This is a genomic window from Ruegeria sp. BF10 (assembly GCF_056538725.1).
In genome coordinates this window covers 1,017,157-1,039,385 of the sequence record NZ_JBQFTR010000001.1, presented here as the reverse complement: position 1 = coordinate 1,039,385, position 22,229 = coordinate 1,017,157, and the positions used below count along the sequence as shown (strand labels likewise).

21 protein-coding genes are annotated in these 22,229 nt (G+C 59.0%); 9 read left to right on the top strand and 12 right to left on the bottom strand.

The window, feature by feature from the left end:
* Nucleotides 1-18: 18 nt before the first annotated feature.
* The 3 genes from ACR0DJ_RS05245 to ACR0DJ_RS05235 are packed head-to-tail and all read right to left on the bottom strand — an operon-like array spanning nucleotide 19 to nucleotide 3,509.
* Complete coding sequence (locus ACR0DJ_RS05245; protein ID WP_170343992.1) at nucleotides 19-291, bottom strand: hypothetical protein; 273 nt, start codon at nucleotides 289-291, stop codon at nucleotides 19-21.
* Entirely contained in the window at nucleotides 275-3,070 is a 2,796-nt protein-coding gene (locus tag ACR0DJ_RS05240; protein ID WP_480684763.1) for a [protein-PII] uridylyltransferase family protein, read from the bottom strand. Before ACR0DJ_RS05240 ends, ACR0DJ_RS05245 begins: the two co-directional genes overlap by 17 nt.
* 49 nt (nucleotides 3,071-3,119) lie before the next feature.
* On the bottom strand, nucleotides 3,120-3,509 hold the full coding sequence (locus ACR0DJ_RS05235) for a nuclear transport factor 2 family protein (protein ID WP_170343991.1): 390 nt from the start codon (nucleotides 3,507-3,509) through the stop codon (nucleotides 3,120-3,122).
* Between the two features lie 142 nt (nucleotides 3,510-3,651).
* On the opposite strand from ACR0DJ_RS05235, the gene ACR0DJ_RS05230 reads away from it, so the two are divergent.
* From ACR0DJ_RS05230 to ACR0DJ_RS05215, 4 genes are all read left to right on the top strand, one after another.
* Nucleotides 3,652-4,074, top strand: a complete 423-nt coding sequence (locus ACR0DJ_RS05230; protein WP_425078423.1) for a DUF2852 domain-containing protein — start codon at nucleotides 3,652-3,654, stop codon at nucleotides 4,072-4,074.
* 65 nt (nucleotides 4,075-4,139) lie between these two features.
* On the top strand, nucleotides 4,140-4,571 hold the full coding sequence (locus ACR0DJ_RS05225; RefSeq protein WP_425078424.1) for an RDD family protein: 432 nt from the start codon (nucleotides 4,140-4,142) through the stop codon (nucleotides 4,569-4,571).
* Between the two features lie 75 nt (nucleotides 4,572-4,646).
* Complete coding sequence (locus ACR0DJ_RS05220; protein WP_257598903.1) at nucleotides 4,647-5,471, top strand: arginyltransferase; 825 nt, start codon at nucleotides 4,647-4,649, stop codon at nucleotides 5,469-5,471.
* A 7-nt stretch (nucleotides 5,472-5,478) separates the two neighbouring features.
* Entirely contained in the window at nucleotides 5,479-5,868 is a 390-nt protein-coding gene (locus tag ACR0DJ_RS05215) for a VOC family protein (protein ID WP_425078425.1), read from the top strand.
* Nucleotides 5,869-6,000: 132 nt separating this feature from the next.
* Here ACR0DJ_RS05215 and ACR0DJ_RS05210 read toward each other — a convergent pair whose 3' ends face one another.
* The 3 genes from ACR0DJ_RS05210 to ACR0DJ_RS05200 form a co-directional block, all read right to left on the bottom strand.
* Complete coding sequence (locus ACR0DJ_RS05210) at nucleotides 6,001-8,355, bottom strand: TRAP transporter large permease (protein WP_170343986.1); 2,355 nt, start codon at nucleotides 8,353-8,355, stop codon at nucleotides 6,001-6,003.
* Nucleotides 8,356-8,372: 17 nt separating this feature from the next.
* The gene (locus ACR0DJ_RS05205) at nucleotides 8,373-9,299 is read right to left on the bottom strand and encodes a TRAP transporter small permease subunit (protein ID WP_152458266.1); all 927 of its coding nucleotides are present in this window, start codon (nucleotides 9,297-9,299) and stop codon (nucleotides 8,373-8,375) included.
* A gap of 119 nt (nucleotides 9,300-9,418) precedes the next feature.
* Nucleotides 9,419-10,501: a TRAP transporter substrate-binding protein gene (locus tag ACR0DJ_RS05200; RefSeq protein ID WP_117868673.1), complete on the bottom strand. Its 1,083-nt coding sequence runs from the start codon at nucleotides 10,499-10,501 to the stop codon at nucleotides 9,419-9,421.
* A 245-nt stretch (nucleotides 10,502-10,746) separates the two neighbouring features.
* On the opposite strand from ACR0DJ_RS05200, the gene ACR0DJ_RS05195 reads away from it, so the two are divergent.
* Both ACR0DJ_RS05195 and ACR0DJ_RS05190 read left to right on the top strand, forming a co-directional pair.
* Nucleotides 10,747-12,180 carry a cache domain-containing protein gene (locus ACR0DJ_RS05195; RefSeq protein WP_257598907.1) on the top strand — a complete coding sequence of 478 codons (1,434 nt, stop codon included), beginning with the start codon at nucleotides 10,747-10,749 and terminating at the stop codon, nucleotides 12,178-12,180.
* A complete protein-coding gene (locus ACR0DJ_RS05190) occupies nucleotides 12,177-12,824 on the top strand; it encodes a response regulator transcription factor (RefSeq protein WP_170343983.1) in 648 nt (215 codons plus the stop codon). The genes ACR0DJ_RS05195 and ACR0DJ_RS05190 overlap by 4 nt, the downstream gene beginning before the upstream one ends.
* Before the next feature lie 95 nt (nucleotides 12,825-12,919).
* Here the strand turns inward: ACR0DJ_RS05190 and ACR0DJ_RS05185 are convergent, their stop codons facing one another.
* Complete coding sequence (locus ACR0DJ_RS05185) at nucleotides 12,920-13,291, bottom strand: bleomycin resistance protein (protein WP_425078427.1); 372 nt, start codon at nucleotides 13,289-13,291, stop codon at nucleotides 12,920-12,922.
* A gap of 47 nt (nucleotides 13,292-13,338) precedes the next feature.
* Nucleotides 13,339-14,184: a HalD/BesD family halogenase gene (locus ACR0DJ_RS05180; protein ID WP_257598909.1), complete on the bottom strand. Its 846-nt coding sequence runs from the start codon at nucleotides 14,182-14,184 to the stop codon at nucleotides 13,339-13,341.
* A 423-nt stretch (nucleotides 14,185-14,607) separates the two neighbouring features.
* Here ACR0DJ_RS05180 and ACR0DJ_RS05175 point away from each other — a divergent pair, with 423 nt between their 5' ends.
* The 3 genes from ACR0DJ_RS05175 to ACR0DJ_RS05165 all read left to right on the top strand — a co-directional run bounded on the left by ACR0DJ_RS05175 (nucleotide 14,608) and on the right by ACR0DJ_RS05165 (nucleotide 18,023).
* Nucleotides 14,608-16,359 carry an acetolactate synthase 3 large subunit gene (locus ACR0DJ_RS05175; protein ID WP_480684097.1) on the top strand — a complete coding sequence of 584 codons (1,752 nt, stop codon included), beginning with the start codon at nucleotides 14,608-14,610 and terminating at the stop codon, nucleotides 16,357-16,359.
* A gap of 69 nt (nucleotides 16,360-16,428) precedes the next feature.
* Nucleotides 16,429-16,989: an acetolactate synthase small subunit gene (gene ilvN / locus ACR0DJ_RS05170; protein WP_117868667.1), complete on the top strand. Its 561-nt coding sequence runs from the start codon at nucleotides 16,429-16,431 to the stop codon at nucleotides 16,987-16,989.
* A 314-nt stretch (nucleotides 16,990-17,303) separates the two neighbouring features.
* Complete coding sequence (locus tag ACR0DJ_RS05165; protein WP_480684096.1) at nucleotides 17,304-18,023, top strand: helix-turn-helix domain-containing protein; 720 nt, start codon at nucleotides 17,304-17,306, stop codon at nucleotides 18,021-18,023.
* A gap of 8 nt (nucleotides 18,024-18,031) precedes the next feature.
* Here the strand turns inward: ACR0DJ_RS05165 and ACR0DJ_RS05160 are convergent, their stop codons facing one another.
* From ACR0DJ_RS05160 to prfB, 4 genes are all read right to left on the bottom strand, one after another.
* Nucleotides 18,032-18,817 carry a DUF2189 domain-containing protein gene (locus ACR0DJ_RS05160; protein WP_480684095.1) on the bottom strand — a complete coding sequence of 262 codons (786 nt, stop codon included), beginning with the start codon at nucleotides 18,815-18,817 and terminating at the stop codon, nucleotides 18,032-18,034.
* 26 nt (nucleotides 18,818-18,843) lie between these two features.
* Nucleotides 18,844-20,244 (bottom strand): amidase, encoded by a 1,401-nt coding sequence (locus ACR0DJ_RS05155; RefSeq protein WP_480684762.1) that lies wholly within the window; start codon nucleotides 20,242-20,244, stop codon nucleotides 18,844-18,846.
* A 103-nt stretch (nucleotides 20,245-20,347) separates the two neighbouring features.
* Nucleotides 20,348-21,052, bottom strand: a complete 705-nt coding sequence (locus ACR0DJ_RS05150; protein ID WP_367397084.1) for a M50 family metallopeptidase — start codon at nucleotides 21,050-21,052, stop codon at nucleotides 20,348-20,350.
* Nucleotide 21,053: 1 nt separating this feature from the next.
* On the bottom strand, nucleotides 21,054-22,181 hold the full coding sequence (gene prfB / locus ACR0DJ_RS05145; RefSeq protein WP_171362695.1) for a peptide chain release factor 2: 1,128 nt from the start codon (nucleotides 22,179-22,181) through the stop codon (nucleotides 21,054-21,056).
* Between the last annotated feature and the right edge of the window lie 48 nt (nucleotides 22,182-22,229).

Sequence of the window (22,229 nt, the reverse complement as noted above, 5' to 3'; positions counted from 1 at the left end):
CGCGCCGGTGGGAAAGCCCTAGCGGTTGCGGGAACGCCAGCCGCCACGGCGTTTCGGTGCCCGAGCCGTCTGAAGACCCTCGGTCAGAACCTGCGTCATCGGGTGATCGGGGTTCTGCTTGGCATAGCCCGCGTGCAGTTCCGTCAGCGCCGTGTTCTGGTCGCGATCTGCGGGAAGGCTGAGTGCCCAGTCCAGAAAGATGCTGCGGCATTCCGGCAGGGTTATGCCCTCGATTCGATAGGCTTCGCGGATCAGACCTTTGTGGTCGTTGGGATCACTGCTGCGCGCCATCTTCTTCCCCCTTGATCACGCCCCCGATCAGATCGGCTGCGGTCGTATAACTCTCCAGCAATGCCGCCTGCAACGCCTCGACCTGTTCGAACCCGGTGGCACGGCACAAAAAAGCAGTTCCGCCTTCGCCGATCTTGTCGGCTTCGATCGCCTTGCCCGACAGCAGCCGCGCCGCGCATTGCACGGACCAGCATAAGTCATAGCAGTCTTTCAGAGATTGCGCCTGCGCGACATCCAGCAAACCGGCTGCGACGGCACCATCCAGACCAGAGGACACATCACGCTGTGCGAACCCGGCCAGCAAGGCGCCGGTTTCCGCCATCAACTCGATATCCATCAATCGGCCGGGGCCGTTCTTGGCGTCCCATATGCCGGCGGGCGCCTTGGCCGCGGCCAGGCGGGACCGCATTTCGGCCACGTCGCGCAGCACTTTGTCCCGGTCTCGCGGGTGCGACAGAAACTCGGTACGGAAGGCTTCGATTTCCTCGGCCAGCCCGACGTCTCCGGCGACAACATGCGCGCGGGTCAGGGCCAGATGCTCCCACACCCAGGCTTCGTTCCGCTGATAATTGACAAAGCTGGCCCAACTGGTCGCGACCGGCCCCTGATTGCCCGAAGGGCGCAGCCGCATATCGACCTCATACAAGCGTCCCTGCGACATCGGCGCGGACAGTGCCGTGATCAGAGCCTGCGTGAACCGCGCGTAGTAGGTGCGCGTGGCCAAAGGGCGCGGACCCTCGGACATGTCCTGATCCAGCGGATCGTAGATCACGATCATGTCCAGATCGGATTGCGAGTTGATCCGGCCTGCCCCCAGCGACCCCATCCCAAGCACAGCAGCACCGCGCCCCGGTGCGGGGCCGTGTTTGCGGGCGAAATTGTCGGTGACATGCGGCAGGATGGCCGCAATGACCGATTGTGCCAGTTCGGCATATTGCTGGCCTGCCTGCGCCCCGTCGATCAGGCCGCGCAGGTGATGCACACCAACCCGGAAATGCCATTCCTTGCACCAGCGCCGTGCAAGATCAAGCTGGGTTTCATAATCCGTTTCTTCCGACAAAGCCTGCGTCAATTCCGCTTGCAACGCCTCTTGCCCGGGCCAGTCCGCAAAGAAACTGCCCCCGATCACCGCGTCAAACACCGACGCGTTGCGCGACAGGTGCGAAGCCAGAGCATGCGACGTGCCAACGATATCGATCAACAAGTCGATCAGTTGCGGATTCGCCTCGAACAGCGAAAACAGCTGCACCCCGGCTGGCAGGCCCGCCAGAAACCCGTCCAAAGCCATCAGCGCTTCATCGGGCTTTGCGGTTTTGGCAAGACGCGACAACAGCTCGGGCCGCAGACGTTCGAAAATCCGCGCGCCGCGCTGGGACCTCAGGGCCGGGTATGTCGTCCAGCGGGCCAAAACGCTTTTGTCGAACTCCACATCCTGCACTTGGACCGGCGCCGCACCAGGTCCGGGGGCAAAAAAGCCTTCGGTCAGTTCATGCACTTCGGTCAGGCGATTTGTCAGGTCTTGCGTGAACTCGGCACTGCTGATCCCCATCAGACAGGCAACGCGTTCGATCCCGTCAGGCGAACTCGGCACCTTGTGGGTCTGTGCGTCATGAATCATCTGGATGCGGTGTTCGACTTCGCGGTGCGCGCGGTAATGATCGGTCAGCTTGTCCGCCAAATCCTGCGGCACCCATCCTTTGGAGGCCAGCGCCGCAAGCCCGGAAACCGTACCGCGCACCCGCAGGTCAGCGTCTCGCCCGCCGGCGATCAACTGGCGGGTCTGCGTGAAAAACTCGATCTCACGGATACCGCCCTGCCCCAGTTTCATGTCGTGACCGGGGATCGACAAAGACCCTCCGGTGCCTTTATTTTCGCGGATGCGCAGGCGCATGTCATGGGCGTCCTGAATGGCGGCAAAATCCAGATGACGGCGCCAGACAAAGGGGCGCAGGCCGTCAAGGAAACGCTGCCCCGCAGCCAGATCTCCGGCACAGGGCCGTGCCTTGATATAAGCGGCCCGCTCCCACGTACGGCCGAGGCTTTCGTAATACCGCTCAGCGGCCTCCATCGCCATGCAAACCGGTGTCACGGCGGGATCGGGGCGCAACCTCAGATCCGTGCGGAAGACATAGCCGTCCGCCGTCTTTTCGCTCAACGTCGCACAAAAGTTGCGCGTGGCCCGAACCATACCGTGCCGGGCCTCGTAAAAGTCATCGGGGTCAAAGCGCGTTTCATCGAACAGGACGATCAGATCGATGTCCGAGCTGTAGTTCAGCTCATGCGCGCCCATCTTTCCCATCGCCAGGATGACCAAACCGGCTGCGGTTTCGACATCTTCCTCGGTCATACCCGGCAGCTTCTTGCGCCGGATCAGTGTTGCGATCTCGGCCTTGGCCGCAACATCTGCGGCCAGCGCACCGAAATCGGTCAGGGCCGCCGTGACCTTCTCCAATGGCCACGCACCTGCAATATCGGCCAACGCCGTGAGCAGAGCCATACGCCGCTTGGCCTGCCGCAATCCGGGTTTCAACTGATCCGGCGGCAGATCACGCGCGGCAGCCATGACGTCAGCCAATGCCTGATCCGGGCGCATCAGGGCCTCGGGCAGCCAGTCTTTCTCTTGTTCGATCAGACCTTTCAGATAGGGGCTCGAACCGGCGGTGCCCGCCACCAATTCCGCCATCTCGGCCGACATATCAGGCAGCAGGGCCCGCGCTTCGTCGCCCAGGAATGGATCGAAAGCACGCGGAAGTCGTGTAATGGCAAGAGCGTCTGTCATACGCGCAAACTGCGCATCGCGGCGCGTGATCGTCAATGGGGCATTCTGATCAGGTTTTCTGAACCGGCGTGTCCTGACTGAAACTGTTGACCCAAACGTCGTTTCTGCGTTCCCACAACGACGAAATCAGCATCGCCTCGCGCGTTGTCGCACCCGGGCGCAGGTAGTCGGCTCTATAAGTCAACAGGACGATATCCGGTGTCAGAACGCGCAATCTCGCGTCGCTCAGATCAAACGCGGCCATTGTCGGCGCATCCGCGAATTGCCCAACATGATCGTCACGATTGGCAAATCCCGTCGGATAGACCCCAAGAAAATCGACGCTCAGCAAAGCCCGGTCCGCGCTTGCGTTGCCCTCGACCAGCGCCATCCAGACCTGCCTTTCCAGTTCGAGGATTTCATTCAGCGCAGGTGCCGTTTTGTGTTCTGTCATTTCCATTTACGCACCCTGAGACTGAAGATGTTTATCGTCAACCGAGTTGCTCAATGTAAATCTTTTTCACATTATCCCCTTGCAACACCCGACAGGGACCCCATCTAGACAATGTGAAAAGAATTTACATCAACCCTGGAGAGCTCAAATGACCGCATTGTCCGACCCCGCCGCCCCCGCGAATCCGGGATGGCTTTACCGAATTGAGGCCTGGCTGGATGACAAAGGCAAAGGGGCGTGGATCGCCGCCATGGTCCTTGGTTTCATCTTCTTCTGGCCTGTTGGCCTGGCCCTTCTGGCTTACATGATCTGGAGCAAACGCATGTTCAGCAAATCCTGCAACCGCCGCAAATCCTGGCACAGCCACATGAGCGCGATGAAGCCGTCCGGCAACAGCGCATTTGACGCCTACAAGGCAGATACACTGGCCCGCCTTGAACGCGAACAGCAGGACTTCGAGGCGTTCCTGCGCCGCCTGCGCGATGCCAAGGACAAGGCCGAATTCGACGAGTTCATGGACGAACGCGCCCGCGAGAACCATGAAGACGACGGCAAAGCCACGCCTGCCTGATTGACCTTGCCCTGTCCCGGCATTCCGGGTCAGGGTACCCTGACCCTTTTTTTCGGACCTGACGAATGAACCACCTGCCTGACCCGGATACCCAACCAGAATTCTACAACTCAGTGACAAGCAAACGCTTTGTCGCGTGGTTGTTTGATGTCGCCTTCATCTCGCTGCTCTGCACGGTGGCGATCCTGTTGAGCGCAGGCCTCGGTCTGTTTTTTCTGGCCGTGATCTATGCCGTCATCAGCTTTGTCTATCGCGTAGTAACCATCACCAACGGCTCGGCCACACTGGGCATGCGATTCATGGGAATCGAATTGCGCGACGCATTCGGAGAGCGGATGGATATGGGCAAGGCCATCGCCCACACTGCCGGCTATTTCGTCAGCATGGCGGTCGCGGTGATTCAGATCATCTCGGTGATCATGATGCTGACCAGCGCCCGCGGCCAGGGCCTGACCGACAGTTTTCTGGGCACGGTCATGATCAATCGACGGGCCTGACACGCGGTTGCGCGAAACACTTGGCGGCCTCGGGAACGGTTGCTATCATCCCACCCGAGGCTACCTGGGAACTTCATGCGACACACGCTGCCAATTGCGCCACAATTCTATGTCACGGCCCCGCAACCCTGCCCTTATCTCGACGGCAGGATGGAGCGTAAGCTGTTCACCGCGCTCCAGGGCGAAGGCGCGGAACAGCTGAACAATTCCCTGTCACAGCAGGGGTTTCGCCGGTCGCAGAATGTACTCTACCGCCCCTCCTGCACAGATTGCGCAGCCTGCCTGTCCGCCCGGATCGACGTCTCGGCGTTCCGCCCGACAAAAAGCCAGAAACGCGCGGTGAAACGCAACGGATATCTGCAACGCCGCGCCACGTCGCCCTGGGCCACGGACGAGCAGTATGAGCTGTTCCGCCGCTATCTTGATACCCGGCACGCCGACGGCGGCATGGCCGACATGGACGTGTTCGAGTTTGCGGCAATGATCGAAGAAACGCCGATTCGAAGCCGCGTGGTGGAATATGCAGATCCGGAAACCGGCGACCTGATCGCTGTCAGCCTGACCGATGTGCTCGATGATGGGCTGAGCATGGTTTATTCCTTCTACGATCCGAACCAGCCTCAGAATTCTCTGGGCACCTATATGATCCTGGACCATATCGAGATCGCGCGTGAAGCGGGCCTGCCCTATATCTACCTGGGCTATTGGGTCCCCGGCAGCCCCAAGATGGGCTACAAGGCAAAATTCTCCGGGCTTGAGGCCTATGTTCAGGGCGAATGGCAAAAGATCACGGATCCTGATACCTTCTGCGCTTCCTCACGGCACCCCCTGTCCACCGCTCCGATTGCCGAGCAGGTGGCCAATATCCAGCTTCCCGACCGCCACCCGACCAAGGGCTGACCACCCCATGAAACAGAACCTGCACGCCGTCACCCTCGTGGTGCCGGACTACGATGAAGCCATCTCGTTTTACACAGGAAAACTCCGTTTCAAGCTCTTGAAGGATATAGATCTCGGAGGCGGAAAACGCTGGGTCCTGATCGCACCGCCGGGTTCAGACGGCAGCGCCCTTCTTCTGGCCAAGGCCGACGGGCCTGAACAGCGCGCCGCCATAGGCAGCCAGACCGGTGGCCGCGTCGGATTCTTCCTGCAAACCGATGATTTCCACCGCGACTACTCACAGATGCGTGCCAACGGGGTCCATTTCGAAGAAGATCCCCGCAGTGAATCCTATGGCACTGTCGCCGTCTGGCGCGACCCTTATGGCAACCGCTGGGACCTGATCCAATTCACCTGATCCGCTTCTTCATCTGGCCCAAAATATCCCGGGGATGAATTGGCCGCAGGGCAAGAAGGGGCTGGCCCCTTCCCCCCAACAATCAAGAAAAAGGGGGCCCCAAGGCCCCCTTTTGCATATTGATGGTCCGGATCAGTTCGGGATCAGGTCCGGCACGATCGTGACAATCGCCGGGAAGAACCACAGGATTGCGATCCCCACCACCTGGATCAGAACAAACGGTATGATCCCGCGATAGATATGGCCCGTCGTCACTTCCTTCGGCGCAACCCCCCGCAGATAGAACAACGCGAACCCGAACGGTGGTGTCAGGAAGGATGTTTGCAGGTTCACCGCCACCATGATCGTCACCCATTTCGGGTCGAACGACCCGCCATAGATCACCGGCCCCACGATGGGGATCACGATGTAGATGATCTCGAGGAAATCCAGCACGAAGCCCAGAATGAACAACACCAGCATCACGATCAGGAAGACCGTGAATTCGTTGTCAAAACTCTTCAAGAATTGCTGGATATAGTGCTCCCCTCCGAACGAGATCACCACCAGGTTCAGCAACTGCGATCCGATCAGGATGGTGAACACCATCGATGTCACCTTGGCCGTCTCGCGCACCACCGGGGTCAGAACTCCGCTGGAGTACAGCACCCAGCACCCGAACAGCAGGCCGAACAAGGCGTACAGATAAGCCGCATACGCGATGATGAAGGCGATCCAGGTCTCCAAGGTCACATTGCCCTGATTGACCCGCAGGTCAAAGTTCACCCCCATCAGCAAGGCGATGATCACGGCAAAGGTCGACCAGATGATCACCTTGCCCGATCGCCCCTGGTCCTGAAGCTTTCGATAGGCCGCCAGCATGATGGCGCCACCCGCCCCCAGCGCCGCCGCCGGCGTCGGGTTGGTCACACCGCCCAGGATCGAGCCCAGAACCGCGATGATCAGAACCAGTGGCGGGAAGACCACGCGGATCAGGTCATTGGTCGCACATCGCGCCGCGGCTTCCCTGCAACCATACATGGTCAGTGCGAAGGGCAACGCGAGCAACAGGAACGTCGCACCCGAAGATGTTGTGGGCGAGATCAGCAGGATATCGACCAATACCATAAGCAGCAGACCAATCGCACCAACGATAAGCGGCTGTGGCGCACGCGAAGGGGCGATGCCACGGCCCAGCACCAGGGTAAGACCCAACAGCACGACGGTGATCGCGACACCTGTGCCAATTGGCGCGGCTGATGCGATCATTTCCTGTTTTGCGACGGTCAGTTCTTCCTCGGTCAGGCGGTGAGATTCAGCCGCACCGCCGGCGGCATCAATGGCTTCCTGCTCGGCGACGGCCTGATCCCAGGCGGCCTGACCATGCAGATCGATCATCGAAGCCTTGCATTCTTCCGACACGTTGGTACGCAGCGATGCGCCCTGCCCGATATCCGAGAAAGCCGAGACCGAGACGCTCTGGCTGCCGATCACGCCGACATTGCCCAGCAACACCGCGCCGACGATCAACGCAACCGGTGCGCCCAGAAGCCAGGTCAGACCTTCAGAACGGGTGATCGGCTCACCGGAGCCACCCGACATTGCAACGGCAGGTGCCTTGTGTGGGTTCAGCAGCGCATAACCAAAGGCATACAACGCATAGAGCAGCGCCAGAAGGATCCCCGGCAAAAGCGCCGCCTGGAACAAGGTTCCGACCGAGACAACCGCCGGCTCCCCCAGATAGGTCAGCGCATCGGTACAGCCGGCCTCGACAGCCCGTGTCTCTTGCGCCGTGGAATACAGATCACCCGCCAATGTGCCAAGCAGAACGATCACGATAGACGGCGGAATGATCTGCCCCAGCGTCCCCGACGCCGCGATCACACCCGTGGCAAGCTCGGGCGAGTAGTTGTTCCGCAGCATGGTCGGCAAGGCCAGCAGGCCCATGGTCACCACGGTCGCGCCGACGATGCCGGTAGAGGCCGCCAAGAACGCCCCCACAACCACGATGGACACGGCCAGACCACCCGGAAGCGGTCCAAAGACGCGCGCCATCGTCGTCAGCAGATCGTTCGCGATCTTGGAGCGTTCCAGCGTGATCCCCATCAGAACGAACATCAGCACGGCCAACAGGGTCTCAATGGACTGCCCTGCCAGTACGCGCTCGTTCATGCGGTTCACGATGAACGACACGTTGCGGTCCAGCGCGGTTTCCCAGCCAGAGACAAAGACCGGCTCGGCTATCCTTGGCAAATCCGGGTATCGGAATACCGATATGACATCAGGTTTTACCCCGGAATTTACAATATCCCGATAGGCTTGCGAGCCTGTGTCGATTGCCTGGTGGATCAACAGCCCGGCACTGTCCAGTGCCGCGATGATCCCAAAGGAAATCACTCCGGCGCCGCCGATGGCAAAGGCCACCGGGAAGCCGGAAAGGATGCCTCCGAAGAGGCAGAAGAATACGATAATGAGGCCTATCTCGACGCCATCAAGTCCGAACAACATAGTCTGGGTCTCCGTCCCTAATGTGCGCCTTCATAGGCTTCTTCACCCTCACCAAGGCTGTCCTTGTCGAGGTATTTTCCGGTGCTTTCCGGCCCTTCCACGTATTCCAGATACGACCGGTACAGGAATGCGATTGCGTGCAGGAACACCATGGCCGCAAAGGCCACCAGCAAGATCTTGAACAGGAAGTAGGCGTTGAATCCGTTGGGGCTGAACCCAATGGTTTCCACGTTCCAGCGCAGCGCACGGGACTTGGCCACCAGTCGGTCCAGCGTGTCACTGGCCGAAGGTTTCGGCACGATCAGGTGCCGCCACATGAAGTACCAGCCATACATCCAGGTCAGGACGGCCATGGGCATCATGAACAAAACCGCACCACACATATCCACCACCCGTTTGGCCCGGTGGCTGATGCCGGCATAGATGAGGTCAACGCGGACATGCCCACCCTGCACGAATGTGTAGGTACAGCACAGGCAGACAACCATCGCGTTGTAAAGCTTCAGTTCTTCCGCGAACCAGCTGATGTCCATCTGGAACGGAATACCCAAACCAAACGACATATCGGGTCTGGTAAAGACCCGCTGCATGAAAACGATCACGATCTGCTGGATCACCATCAGAAGCCCCGCCCAGGCAAAGAAGCGCCCGGTGGTGTTGGCAAACCCCTCAAGGCCCCGCACGATGGCCCACATGAAATTCCGGTAGTACAGCCCGATGGCCGTCAGAACCAGAAAGAACGTGAACACCACAAAGAAGAACTCGACCGAACCGCCATAATAGACAAAGCGCATGATCGATGCCTTGTCGGACCAGTCCAGCCAGAGCTGCGGATGCGTGATGGCGTATCCGAAATTATAGAAGGCTTCGGCAATGTTCTGAATGAACCAGACCAGTCCATTCCACAGGGCGCCGAAGAACGAGATACCGTTTTCGTCCTGCATGTTGTCCCCAGGTCGTCTCAGTTGCGCATGGATTATTGTTGCTTGCCCAAGTCTTCAAGCGCAACGGGAAAGGTTCCCCCGCCGCGCGGGGGAACCGGTTGTCCTTGGATCAGAAAGGCTTAGCCGCGAACACGGTCACGCTGAGCAGTGTAGACACCCGACGACAGGTTGTTCCAGGCAGACGAAGCAGCCATCGACGTCATTGCGCTGTCATGGATCTTCTTGAACAGCTCATCGCCCATGTTCTCGTCCAGAACTTCCTGGCTTGCCTGACCAAACGCGTCCCAGACACTGTCCGGGAATTCCAGAACCTTGACACCACCGGCCTGCAGACGCTGCAGTGCTGCGCCATTGTTGGCGAGGAACTGCGCCAGGTTCCACTGGTGCGCCTCGGCGGCAGCGATCTCAATAATCTTCTGTTGTGCCGGGGTCAGTTCATTGAACACGTCACGGTTGGTTGCCAGCGACAGACCTGCACCCGGCTCGTGGAAGCCCGCAGTGTAGTAGGTCTTGGTGATTTCCTGGAAACCGGCTTTTTCGTCCGCCCACGGACCGATCCACTCGGTACCGTCGATCGCGCCGGACGACAGCGCCTGATACACTTCCGACCCCGGAATGTTCTGGACCGATGCGCCCAGTTTACCCAGTGCTTTACCACCCAGGCCCGGCATGCGGAACTTCAGACCGTTGAAGTCTTCGGGGCTGTTGATCTCTTTCGAGTACCAGCCACCCGCCTGCGCACCGGTGTTGCCGGCCAGGAAGGACTTCAGGCCAAAGATTTCGCCCAGCTCGTCATGCAGTTCCATCCCGCCGTCATGATAGTACCAGTTCACCAGTTCCTGTGCCGTCATACCGAAAGGCACGGCCGTGAAGAACGCATAGCCCGGGTGCTGACCCACAAAGTAATAGTCGGCCGCGTGATACATGTCGGCCTGACCTGACGACACGGCGTCAAATACTTCGAACGCGCCAACCAGCTCGCCCGCTGCCTTGATTTCAACATTCAGGCTGCCATCCGACATGGCGTTGATGCTGTCGGCACACCGCTGCGCGCTGTCAAACACACCCGCCAGACCACGACCCCACGAGGTCACCATGGTCAGAGTACGCTGTCCCTGCGCATAAGCCGGTGCTGCCAAAGCAGTTGCCGCAGCCGCCGAGCCGCCCAGCGCGGATTTTTTCAGAAATGAACGACGATCCATATGAGTGTTCCTCCCCTTCATAGTCACGGTCCGGCAGAACCGGACCTGTCGCATTCAGTGCGCGTCAGCCTAATGTGGCCGAAGTGAAAGGGAATACCTACTACTGCGTAGAGAATCGATTTCTTTGCTTTTTTCGACCAGAAATCGGGCGGTGAAGCCCAGCAGTTAAGATGATCATCATCGTATTTGCGGGACAAAGCCCAATCTTTTTGCATTTTCGCCGCTGCTTGCGTATCGATTCGTCCATGCAAAGACTCCGACATCTGGTCTCGCTGACCTATGCGCAGAAATTGTCGCTGGTGGCGGCAATCCCGCTGGTCGTGGCCGTGGCGGCAATTGCCATGCTTGTCACCTACGAGGCCCGCGCGACCGCCGAGCGTGAGATCGAAGCGCTGGAACGCAGCCTGATCGAAGCCAAGAAGGAAGAGCTGCGCAACTACGTGACACAGGCCCGCAACGGGTTCGCGTACATCTATGGCCGGGCCGAGCCTGATGACGAGGTCGCAAAAAATCTCGTGTCGCAGATCCTGTCGGCAATGATCTATGGTCAGGATGGGTTCTTCTTTGTCTACGATTATGACGGCAACAACCTGGTCAGCCCGCGCCAGACGCAGTTCATCAATCGAAACTGGGAGGGGCTGACGGACAGCGATGGTACCCCGATCGTTGACGAGTTCATCCGCCTCGCCCGCCAGGGGGCTGGTTGGCACAGCTTCATGTGGCAGAAGCCTTCGACCGGGGAAGAGGCGCAGATGATCGCCTATGTCGTCGGGCTTCAGGACTGGCGCTGGGTCGTGGGGACCGGTGTCTTCATCGACGACATCGTCGCAACGGTGGCCAATGCAAGGGCCGAAGTCGAGGCCCGCGTTCAGCGCACTTTCATGTATATCGGCGCGATCGTCGTGGCGGCGGTGCTCATCGTCTTTGCATCGGGCATGCTGCTGAACATCCGCGAGCGCAGACTTGCGGACGCCAAGCTGAAGGAACTGACCCAGCGCGTCTTTGATGCGCAGGAAGAAGAACGAGGCCGGGTTGCCCGTGAACTGCATGACGGCATCAGCCAGATTCTGGTCGGTGTACGTTACGCGCTGGACAACGCGCGGCGCCGCCTGTCCCGTGGCGATGATGCGGGCGCGCGCGATCCGCTGGACAAAGGGATTGACCATCTTGGCACTGCCATCACCGAGGTCCGCCGCATCAGTCGCGACCTGCGCCCCGGCGCACTGGACGATCTGGGCCTTGGGCCCGCGCTGAAAGCCCTGACCGACGATTTCCGGGACCGCACCGGGATCGAGACGGAATTCTCGACCGTGGTATTCCGCAACCGGCTGGATCAGGACAGCAAGATTGCCCTGTATCGCATTGCCCAGGAAGCGCTGACCAATATCGAGCGCCACTCGGGCGCCACGCATGTTACGATAGACCTGCGCGGGCACAAGAAAGGGGCAACCATGCGGATCACCGACAATGGCCGGGGCATGCGGACCGATCCGGGTACCCCCAGCACCGGGATCGGGTTGCGCAACATGCAAGAGCGCATCGAACAGCTTGACGGGTCCCTGCGCATTCTGTCATCACGCGGACCGCGTGGCGGCACCGTCATCGAAGTCAGCCTGCCGCTGAGCCACCTTCTGCCACCGCAGGAAGACGCAACCCCGAACCGAAAGGCCGGCACATGAGCGCCGAAAGCATCCGAGTTCTTATCGTCGACGACCATCCCATGGTGGCCGAGGGCATTCAGTCCATCCTGGAAAGCTATGATGAGATCGAAGTGGTCGGCACGCTTGGCAGCGGACAGGCGGCAGTGGATCAGGCCGTTGACCTTGCCCCGGATGTGATCCTGATGGATCTGAACATGCCCGGGCTTGGCGGTCTCAGCGCGACGGAAATCATCCTCGAACGCCTGCCGGAAACCCGCATCCTGATCCTGTCGATGCATGACAGCCCGGAATACATATCGACCGCGCTCAGCCACGGTGCCAAAGGATATGTGCTCAAGGATGTGCCCACTGATGAGATCAAGCAGGCCATCGACGCGGTGATGCGGGGCGAACAGTATCTTTGCACAGGCGCCAGCGGATCACTGAAGCCCAAGGGCGACACCACGCGCGAAGCGCTGACCGGACGTGAACAGACCATTCTGCTGGAACTGGCGCAGGGCAAATCCAACAAGGAAGTTGCGCAAACGCTGGATATTTCCGTGCGGACGGTCGAAACGCACCGCAAGAATATCAAGCGCAAGCTTGGCATCTCTTCAACCGCCGGGCTGACACGCTACGCGTTGGAACACGGCGTACTGCAAGGCACTGGCGTCGGTTTCTGATCTGCACGCGCCCGCAGCGCGCAGCGCTGCCCGGCCCAACCAGAGGTTACACGCCGCAGGCGTGTTGACGATGGGCGGGAGCGCTACCCGTCGGGTCAGAGACCTTCTCCGAAAAAAACCAATGTCCCGTCTTCGTCAAGAACGTGGAATTCACGCTGATTGTATGGCTGATTGAACGGCGACCTGACACGGCCTTCGGGCAGATCGGCCAATCCGTCGCGCAGGCTGTCATAAAGCCCATCGATATCTTCAACATCGATATAGAAGGAGTGTTCATCACCCAATGGCTTGCCATCATCCCGGGGTGGGCACTCCAAAAGGCGGATCGCAACAGGACCACGTTTCAAAAAGGCATAATTGTCCTGTGTGAACCCACAGGTGAACCCAAGGCGATTACAATAGAAGTCGATCTGGTCCTTCAGGGACGAGCACAACACAAATGGTGTAAGCTGCAAAATCTTGGGCATCTGACTCTCCGAACAGGAAACAGATGCATTGTACCGAGGTTGGACATTCAATCCAGCAATTGATCCTTGCGCAGCCCCGCGCGCTTGTAATGATGCGGCAAAACGCGGCCATACAATTGCTGCGTCCGCTCGACCCCACCGCACATGCCTTCAGCCTCGACAAAGGAAAAGATGCCGACATAGCGGCGGCGCTTGCCTCTTACCGGAGCAACCCGATGCAGTGAATACCGGCCCTTGAATATCTGCAAATCCCCCGGCCGCAGATCCAACCGGCGAACGCGCCCCATGTTCCCATCGAGAACCGCAGCCACGAGATCAAAGTTTTCATCCTCTGCCGTGCGCAGGTTGGGCGCGTACTCGAACGCGCCGCCCGTCTCTGCGTTCTGGATGGCCAGCGTCACGGTGTAGTTGTTGGTGTCGAAATGCCAGGGAAAGCCCTGCCCTTCCTCCACGACATTGATGATCACATCCGCCAATGGATCATCGTAACGAAAAAAACGGTCTTCGGGTTCATTCAGGGCATCGCGGACAAAGGGAAGAAAACCGTCGAACTCGTAAATGCGCCGCAGCGGGCCGGATTTCGAAAGATTGTCGGCCGGAACAAAGGCGTTCGAACGATCATAGAACCGGCGGATCGGATGAGCGATGCCAAGCCTTGGATCGTCCTTCGTGAAATAGGCGTTGGTTCTGTTGAAGGACCGATGCGCCTTGGGCGCCACCCCCTCGGCTTCTTGCACCAGTAGCTTGACCCCTGCGTCGTGCACGAAACCAGGCAGAACGGCACATCCATCCTGCTCCAATTCGCGTCTCAAATCCTCGATCAGCCGATCATAAGCCGGTGAATCGGGGCGATCGATTGGATAGCGGCCAAGATCAACCAGGTCCTGCAACATTCTAAGCCTCCGGGTTTTGCCCCCTGCACGCTCAGCGTGGCGCAGAAAAAAGTAATGATCATGCCCGTTTCGGACATCGGCCTGACGCTTTCAGACCGCCTGATCCGTGCACAAAACGGCCAATTCACACACCGAATTCCCGGAAATTCCCGACATGCGGCAATCTGCGCAATAAAATGTCGCAAAATACCGCCCCCGAGATAGAAAATTGGTGCAATTGCCTGTTGACGCCCCTTCCCCCCGACCATAATGTCGCCTCCAAGCAAAAAGGAGCCTCTGGCGATGAGAACGCTAGTCGTAATCGTAGGAACCACGCGCATGGGCCGGTAACGGTAAACCATAATCGAACCCATGCGCCTCCGAAAATCTCGGGGGCTTTTTTTTGTCAAACGCAAGACACATGTCGCGAACGGAGCAAAGCAGATGACACGTGAGATGACCGGCGCAAAGATGGTTGTTCAAGCCCTCAAGGATCAGGGCGTGGACACAGTATTCGGATACCCCGGCGGCGCCGTGCTACCGATCTATGATGAGATTTTTCTGCAGAACGACATTCGCCACATTCTGGTGCGGCACGAACAAGGTGCCATCCACGCCGCCGAAGGTTATGCCCGCTCAACTGGAAAGCCCGGCGTTGCGCTTGTTACATCCGGCCCGGGTGCCACCAACGCTGTGACCGGCCTGACGGATGCGTTGCTGGACTCGATCCCGATCGTGGTTCTGACCGGCCAGGTGCCGACCTTTATGATAGGCTCTGATGCATTTCAGGAGGCTGACACAGTTGGCATTACCCGCCCCTGCACCAAGCACAACTGGCTGGTGAAAGATACGGATTCCCTGGCGTCTACGCTGCATGAAGCATTCCATGTTGCAACCGCTGGCCGCCCCGGCCCGGTTCTGATCGACATCCCCAAGGACGTGCAATTCGCCAGCGGTGAATACACACCACCAAAACCATCGACTTCGCATTATCAGCCAGCACTGAAAGGCGATCTGGAAGAGATCACCGAGCTTGTTGCCGCTATTGAAACCGCCAAAAAGCCAGTCTTTTACACGGGCGGTGGAGTTATCAACTCGGGTCCCGCCGCAAGCCAGTTGCTGCGCGAGCTGGTGGATGCGACTGGGTTCCCAATTACATCGACCCTGATGGGGCTGGGTGCTTATCCTGCGTCGGGTGAAAACTGGTTGGGAATGTTGGGTATGCACGGCCTTTATGAGGCCAACATGGCGATGCATGACTGTGACCTGATGATCAATATCGGCGCGCGGTTCGATGACCGGATCACCGGACGCATCGATGCATTCTCGCCGAACTCGAAAAAGGCGCATATCGATATCGACCCGTCATCTATCAACAAGGTGATCCGGGTGGACATCCCGATTGTTGGCGACGTTGCCCATGTTCTTGAAGATATCCTGAAGGTCTGGAAAGCGCGTGGACGCAAGACAGACGCTGCAAATGTCAAACAGTGGCAAAGCCAGATCGCAGACTGGCGCAAGATCAACTGCCTCGCCTATTCGGAGAACAAGAAGTCGATCAAGCCGCAATACGCGCTGCAACGCCTTGAGGAACTGACGAAAAAGCATGATCGCTACATCACGACCGAAGTTGGCCAGCACCAGATGTGGGCAGCGCAATACCTGGGCTTTGAAGATCCGAACCGTTGGATGACGTCGGGCGGCCTCGGCACCATGGGCTATGGCTTCCCCGCCTCGATCGGTGTGCAGATGGCACATCCGGACGCGCTGGTGATCAACGTCGCTGGCGAGGCTTCGTGGTTGATGAACATGCAGGAAATGGGCACAGCTGTGCAGTATCGCCTGCCGGTGAAACAGTTCATCCTGAACAACGAGCGTCTGGGCATGGTGCGCCAGTGGCAGGAGCTGCTGCATGGCGAGCGGTATTCGCATTCCTGGTCCGAGGCCCTGCCCGATTTCGTCAAACTCGCCGAGGCCTTTGGTGCGAAAGGCATCCTGTGTTCCGACCCCGCCGATCTGGACGATGCGATCATGGAGATGATCAATTATGACGGTCCAGTGATCTTCGACTGTCTGGTCGAAAAGCACGAGAACTGCTTCCCCATGATCCCGTCGGGCAAGGCGCATAACGAGATGCTGCTGGGCGAAGCCGAGACGCAGGGCGTAATCGACTCCAAGGGCTCGGTTCTGGTTTAACAAAATTCGACAGTTTTGATTGAGCGCCGCGCTGCGCCCAACCTGTCAAGGATGATGAAAGGGACGTAAATGTCTGCCCTACATATCAAAAAAGGCTCCACCCGCCATTCGGCCTATAACCTACGGCCCACCTTCTCGGACGTGCAGGAACGGCATACCATCGCGGTTCTGGTCGAAAACGAACCGGGCGTACTGGCGCGTGTGATCGGCTTGTTTTCGGGCCGCGGCTATAACATCGAAAGCCTCACCGTCGCCGAGGTGGATCATACCGGCCACCTCAGCCGCATCACCATTGTCACCACCGGCACGCCGCAGGTGATCGAACAGATCAAGGCGCAGCTTGGGCGCATTGTCTCGGTGCGTGACGTGCATGATCTGACCGTCGAGGGCGCATCGGTCGAGCGTGAACTGGCGATCATCAAGGTCGTGGGCGAAGGCGACAAGCGGGTCGAAGCCCTGCGTCTGGCCGATATTTTTCGGGCCAACGTTGTCGACAGCACCCTGAATTCCTTCATTTTCGAAATCACCGGCGCGCCGGACAAGATCGACGCCTTTGCCGACCTGATGCGCCCCCTGGGCTTGATGGAAATCGCCCGTACCGGCGTGGCGGCCCTGTTGCGCGGCGATTGACCGACCTGCCCCGCCTTGGCACTTGTCTTGCGGCCAAGGCGGGAACACTTTTAAGAGTGGCCGGCGATATGCAATGCAACTCTGGCGATCTGAATGCGCTAAAATTGCCATAAGGTCAGCTTTTCCGGTTAAAGATCAGGCATTTTCAGATAAAGCCTATTGCCTTTGCGCATAGGGCCGTTAGCCTTGAGGCCGCAACGCGACGTGGGGATACGTTGCTTGGGGTCATTCTGTACGATTTTTCGATGCGCACCGGGCTTTGGCTTCTGTGCGAAGATGGTTTCTTCCGGAAACTGAGCAAGACGTGGGCATCCATGACCGACGACATTCGCAGTCCTGCTGAGCTTCGCGCAATGTTTGGTGCGAACCTTCGGCAATTGGCAAAGCGATATCGCTCGGTCTCGGCGCTGTGCCGCCAACTTGGCGTGAACCGCACCCAGTTCAACAGATATCTTTCCGGTGAAAGCGTTCCCAGACCGGATGTGCTGGACCGTATTTGCCGGTTCTTCGATGTCGATGCCCGCATTCTTCTGAAACCGCTGGACGAGATCGAAAAGATCGAAGAACACCCCGCAACTCCGGCGCTGACAGAGTTTCTGGGCTCGGGTGCGGATGCGATCGAGAAATCCCTGTTTTCACCCGGGTTCTACGCGGTGATCGAAAGCCTTTCGGCTGAACACCGGATGACCCTGCTGCACGCCCGACCCCTGGCCCAATGTACGTTGATCCGTGGCTACGTGTCGCGTGCGGCAATGCCCGAGGCGACACCGAAAGCGCGCGAAATACAGGGGATAGCGGCCTCAAGCGGTGACACCGTCTATATGCTGACCTCGCAGCGGGAAGGTCACAACAGCCGGGTCTATCTGATCTCGCCGGACCCTACGGGAACGGCAGTTCATTGGCGTGGGTCGGTCATCAGCCCGGCAAATGCGACAAGGCCCGAACCCGTTGTGCTGAAATACCTTGGGCACGACTCGACGGCCATTTTTGCTGCTGCACGATTGTCGACGAACAACGTGGCGCAGCATCCATAACCAACGGCTCAGGTTGGTGTTTCCCCTTCATCGTTCTGCGTGATCTGCCGGTACAGATGCCAGCTGGCATGCCCCAGCAGCGGCAGGACCACCAGCAACCCCAGAAACCAGGGCACCATCGCCAGAAATGTCAGCACAGCGATGAAGGCACCCCAGGCCAGCATCACTGGGTAGTTCTTTGACACGTAGGTAAAGCTGGTGATCATGGCCGTCACGAAATCCAGTTCACGATCCAGCAGCAACGGAATCGACAGAACGGTGATCATGTACAGAACGGTCGCAAAAACCGCCCCGACTGCCGTGCCGACTGCCAGCATTGTCAGGCCATTCAGCGTCAGAAACACCTCAAGCGAGGTTGACACGTTGGTCATCGTCGCCAACCCCATGAACAGGGCAAAGATCATGTGCCCCAGAAAAAACCAGAACAGAAACACGACGACTATGATCGCGCAGATCGAGGGCAACTGTCTGCGGCTTTGCTGCATCACGACCCCGAAGATTGCGCCAAAATCGAGCGGCTCGCCTTGTTCCAACCTGTGCGAAACCTCGTACAGACCAACAGCGGCAAACGGGCCGATCAACGGAAACCCGATGGCCGCCAGCACCAGCCAGAAGGTTGTTCCGGTCTGAACTGTCACCCATGCCATCGCCCACCCGGACAGTACGTAAAACCCCGCAAAAACAAGGCCGAACAGCGGTGCGCGGCGAAAGTCGGCCCAGGCGCGCTTCAAAGCAGTGCGCAGCATGGCAGTATCGACCGGTCGCATATCCGGAACACCAAAGGGTTTGTCCATGTTGTCTTCCTCCTCCCTGACCGGCGTTATGGCATCGCCGGCCTCTTGTTCGGCCAATCTGTTTCGGCGTGGTAAGCCGCTCCGACTGACAATAGTTTTCGATCCGATCCTCTGGGTCCGAACAGTTGAAACCCCATAGGCAGCCCCTGCGTGCCAAACCCCGCGGGCGCAGCAAGACAAGGCAGGCCGATCAGGCTGACCGGTACCGTGACATGCATCCATCGGTGATAGGTATCCATGGCCCGGCCCGCGATCTCTGTCGGGTAAGGCAGATCAACCGAGAACGGCCAGACCTGAGCAGACGGCAGAACCAACGCGTCAAACCGTTCGAACAGGTTCGCCGCGCAACGGAACCATTCCGAGCGAATGACACTGGCGTGGTGCACCTCCATCGCACTCATCGCCAGCCCCCGATCCAGCTCCCATTGCGCCGTGTCTTTCAAATGCTCTTTTTGCGAAGCCAAAGGTTCCAGCCCTGCGGCCACGCTGAACGACCGCAAGGTGATCCAGCTGGTCCAGAGTTTTTCAGCATCGAAAGGCGGGGGGATGTCCTCAACCTGCGCTCCACGCGTTTCGAATACGCCCATCGCGTCTTTGCAGATGTCGAGAATACCGGGCTCGGTCGGAAAAGCGCCGCCCCAGTCGCCAAGCCACCCGATACGCAGCCCGTGCAAATCGGCGGCGGTCACCGGCGACACCGGGGCACTTTCAGCGGCCAACGGCAAGCGCGGGTCCGGACCCGAGATGACATCAAGCAGAACACCCATGTCTTCGGGGCAGCGCGCCATGGGGCCCAGTGTCGACAACTGGTGCAAAAAACTGTCGCCCACGGGATCGGAAGGCACCCTGCCCCAGCTTGGCCGAAAGCCGTAAACGTTGTTCCATGCAGCCGGGTTGCGCAAGCTGCCCATCATGTCCGAGCCATCGGCCAGCGCAACCATGCCCGTCGCCAAGGCAACCGCCGCCCCGCCGGACGAACCACCGCAGGTACGATTGGCGTCATAAGGGTTGCGCGTTGCACCATAGACCGGATTGAACGTGTGCGATCCCAGCCCAAATTCCGGCGTATTGGTCTTGCCGATCAGGATGGCACCTGCGGCCCGCATCCGGGTGGCAATCAGATCGTCAGTGTCCGGCACGAAGCCCTTGAACATCGGTGAGCCCTGAGACGAGACGACGCCCGCCACGTTCACAAGATCCTTGACTGCGATTGGAAGACCGTGCAGCGGGCCGGTGATTGGGCCATCGTCACAGGCCTTCGCCTCGGCCATCAAATCATCTGAATCCCTTAGCGCGACGATGGCATTCACCTCACCATTGACCGTGGCGATGCGATCCAGCGAGGCCCGCATCACGTCCGAGGCTGAAACCTGCCGGCTGGCCAACTGTTTCAAAAGGTCTGTAGCCGATATCCGGGTCAGGTCCATGGCGCGCCAATCCATTGTCGTTTCCGGCAGCCTAGCGGGCAGTTCAGATCATTTAAACCCACTGTTTAAATGTATCTTTTCAGTGAAGTCCCGGACGGCAATGTCAGCGCGCTGATCCGCGAAAATGCAGGTTGCTGTCAGCCCCAAGCCAATAGCGCAGGCAAAGAGCAATCGCCATGCAGCTGAGCACCAGCCAGATCCCGCCCCACAACATGGTGGAGCCACCGAATTCCTCGGCCAGCATGAATGCATCCGAACGCGCGCCGGACCGTCGGATCGTGTCGTCGAAGATGTCGAAAGGGACATAGATCATGCTGGTCAATCCGATCACGCGCAGCACCAGATCGCTTACATCGGGGCGCAGATACCACGCCGCAGCAATCATCGCAGCCCCGGTTCCGATGCTGAAAACAAGGGCGAACGGGTCGCGGATATACAGCACCGCCACCAGACACATGACACCGCCAAAACCCGCCAGAACGGCGCGGTCGGCCTTTGTTCGCAGGGCAAGGATCAAAAGGGCCATGCCAAGCGCCAGTGAACCAAGATATCCGGCAGACAGGCTGAGAAAGCGATTGCCGCCCCGGCCGAGGACAACGCCGCCCTGTTGCGATGAGATCGAAAAGCTCTCGACCGAGCCGCCCGTCATCAGGATCGTCACCGCATGAGACAGCTCATGCAGAAAGACGACCAGTATCTTCAGTGGAACTGCAACCGGTGTATTCCAGAGCAAAAACACCAGGGCCGTGATCAGGATAAGCTGCCAATGCCCTTTCAAAACGTTCAGGAAAGGGCTGTTACGCTTCACCTCAGCTGTCGCCCTGTGCCTCGGAGCGGCTCTTGCCCGCCACGTTCAGGGCCAGTGTGGCCGCCATGAAGCCGTCCAGATCGCCGTCCAGAACACCCTTGGTATCCGAGGTCTCGTAATTGGTCCGCAGGTCTTTGACCATCTGGTAGGGCTGCAAAACATATGACCGGATCTGGTTGCCCCAGCCCGCATCCCCCTTGGCCTCGTGTGCCGCGTTGATGTCGGCGTTCCGGCGGTCCAGTTCCAGTTGATACAAGCGCGATTTCAGAGCCTTCATGGCGATATCGCGGTTCTGGTGCTGCGACTTCTCGGAGGAGGTCACGACAATCCCGGTCGGAATGTGCGTGATGCGCACGGCCGAGTCCGTGGTGTTCACGTGCTGACCGCCCGCCCCCGATGACCGGTAGGTGTCGATGCGGATGTCCGCAGGGTTCACCTCGATCTCGATATTGTCGTCCACCACCGGATAAACCCAGACCGAACAGAACGAGGTGTGCCGCTTGGCCGCCGAGTCAAAAGGCGAAATCCGCACCAGCCGGTGTACGCCGCTTTCGGATTTCAGCCAGCCGTAGGCGTTGTGGCCGGAAATCTTGTACGCAGCGGATTTGATCCCTGCCTCTTCGCCCGGGGTTTCGGACTGAAGCTCGACCGTATAGCCTTTTTTCTCGGCCCAGCGCACATACATCCGCGCCAGCATCGAGGCCCAGTCGCAGCTTTCGGTTCCGCCCGCGCCCGAGTTGATCTCGAGGAAGGTGTCGTTGCTGTCAGCCTCACCGTCAAGCAGCGCCTCAAGCTCTTTCTTTGCGGCCTTGGCCTGAAGCGCCTTGATCGCGGCTTCGGCGTCCTGGACGACCTCTTCGTCTTCTTCCATTTCGCCCAGCTCAATCAGTTCGATATTGTCGCTGAGGTCGGTTTTGATGGACTCGTAAGTCTCGATCGCGTCGACCAGCATCTGCCGCTCGCGCATCAGTTTCTGTGCCTTTTCGGGATTGTCCCACAGGTTGGGATCTTCGACACGCGCATTGAATTCCTCAAGGCGATGCGGCGCGGTCTCATAGTCCATGCGCTGCGCCAGCAGCTCCAGCGACTTTTCGATTTCCGCCACAGTGTTCTGGGTTTCGGCGCGCATGGTCTTGTCCCAACTTGCTCAATCAGGCCTGCGTGATAGCAAGAGGTG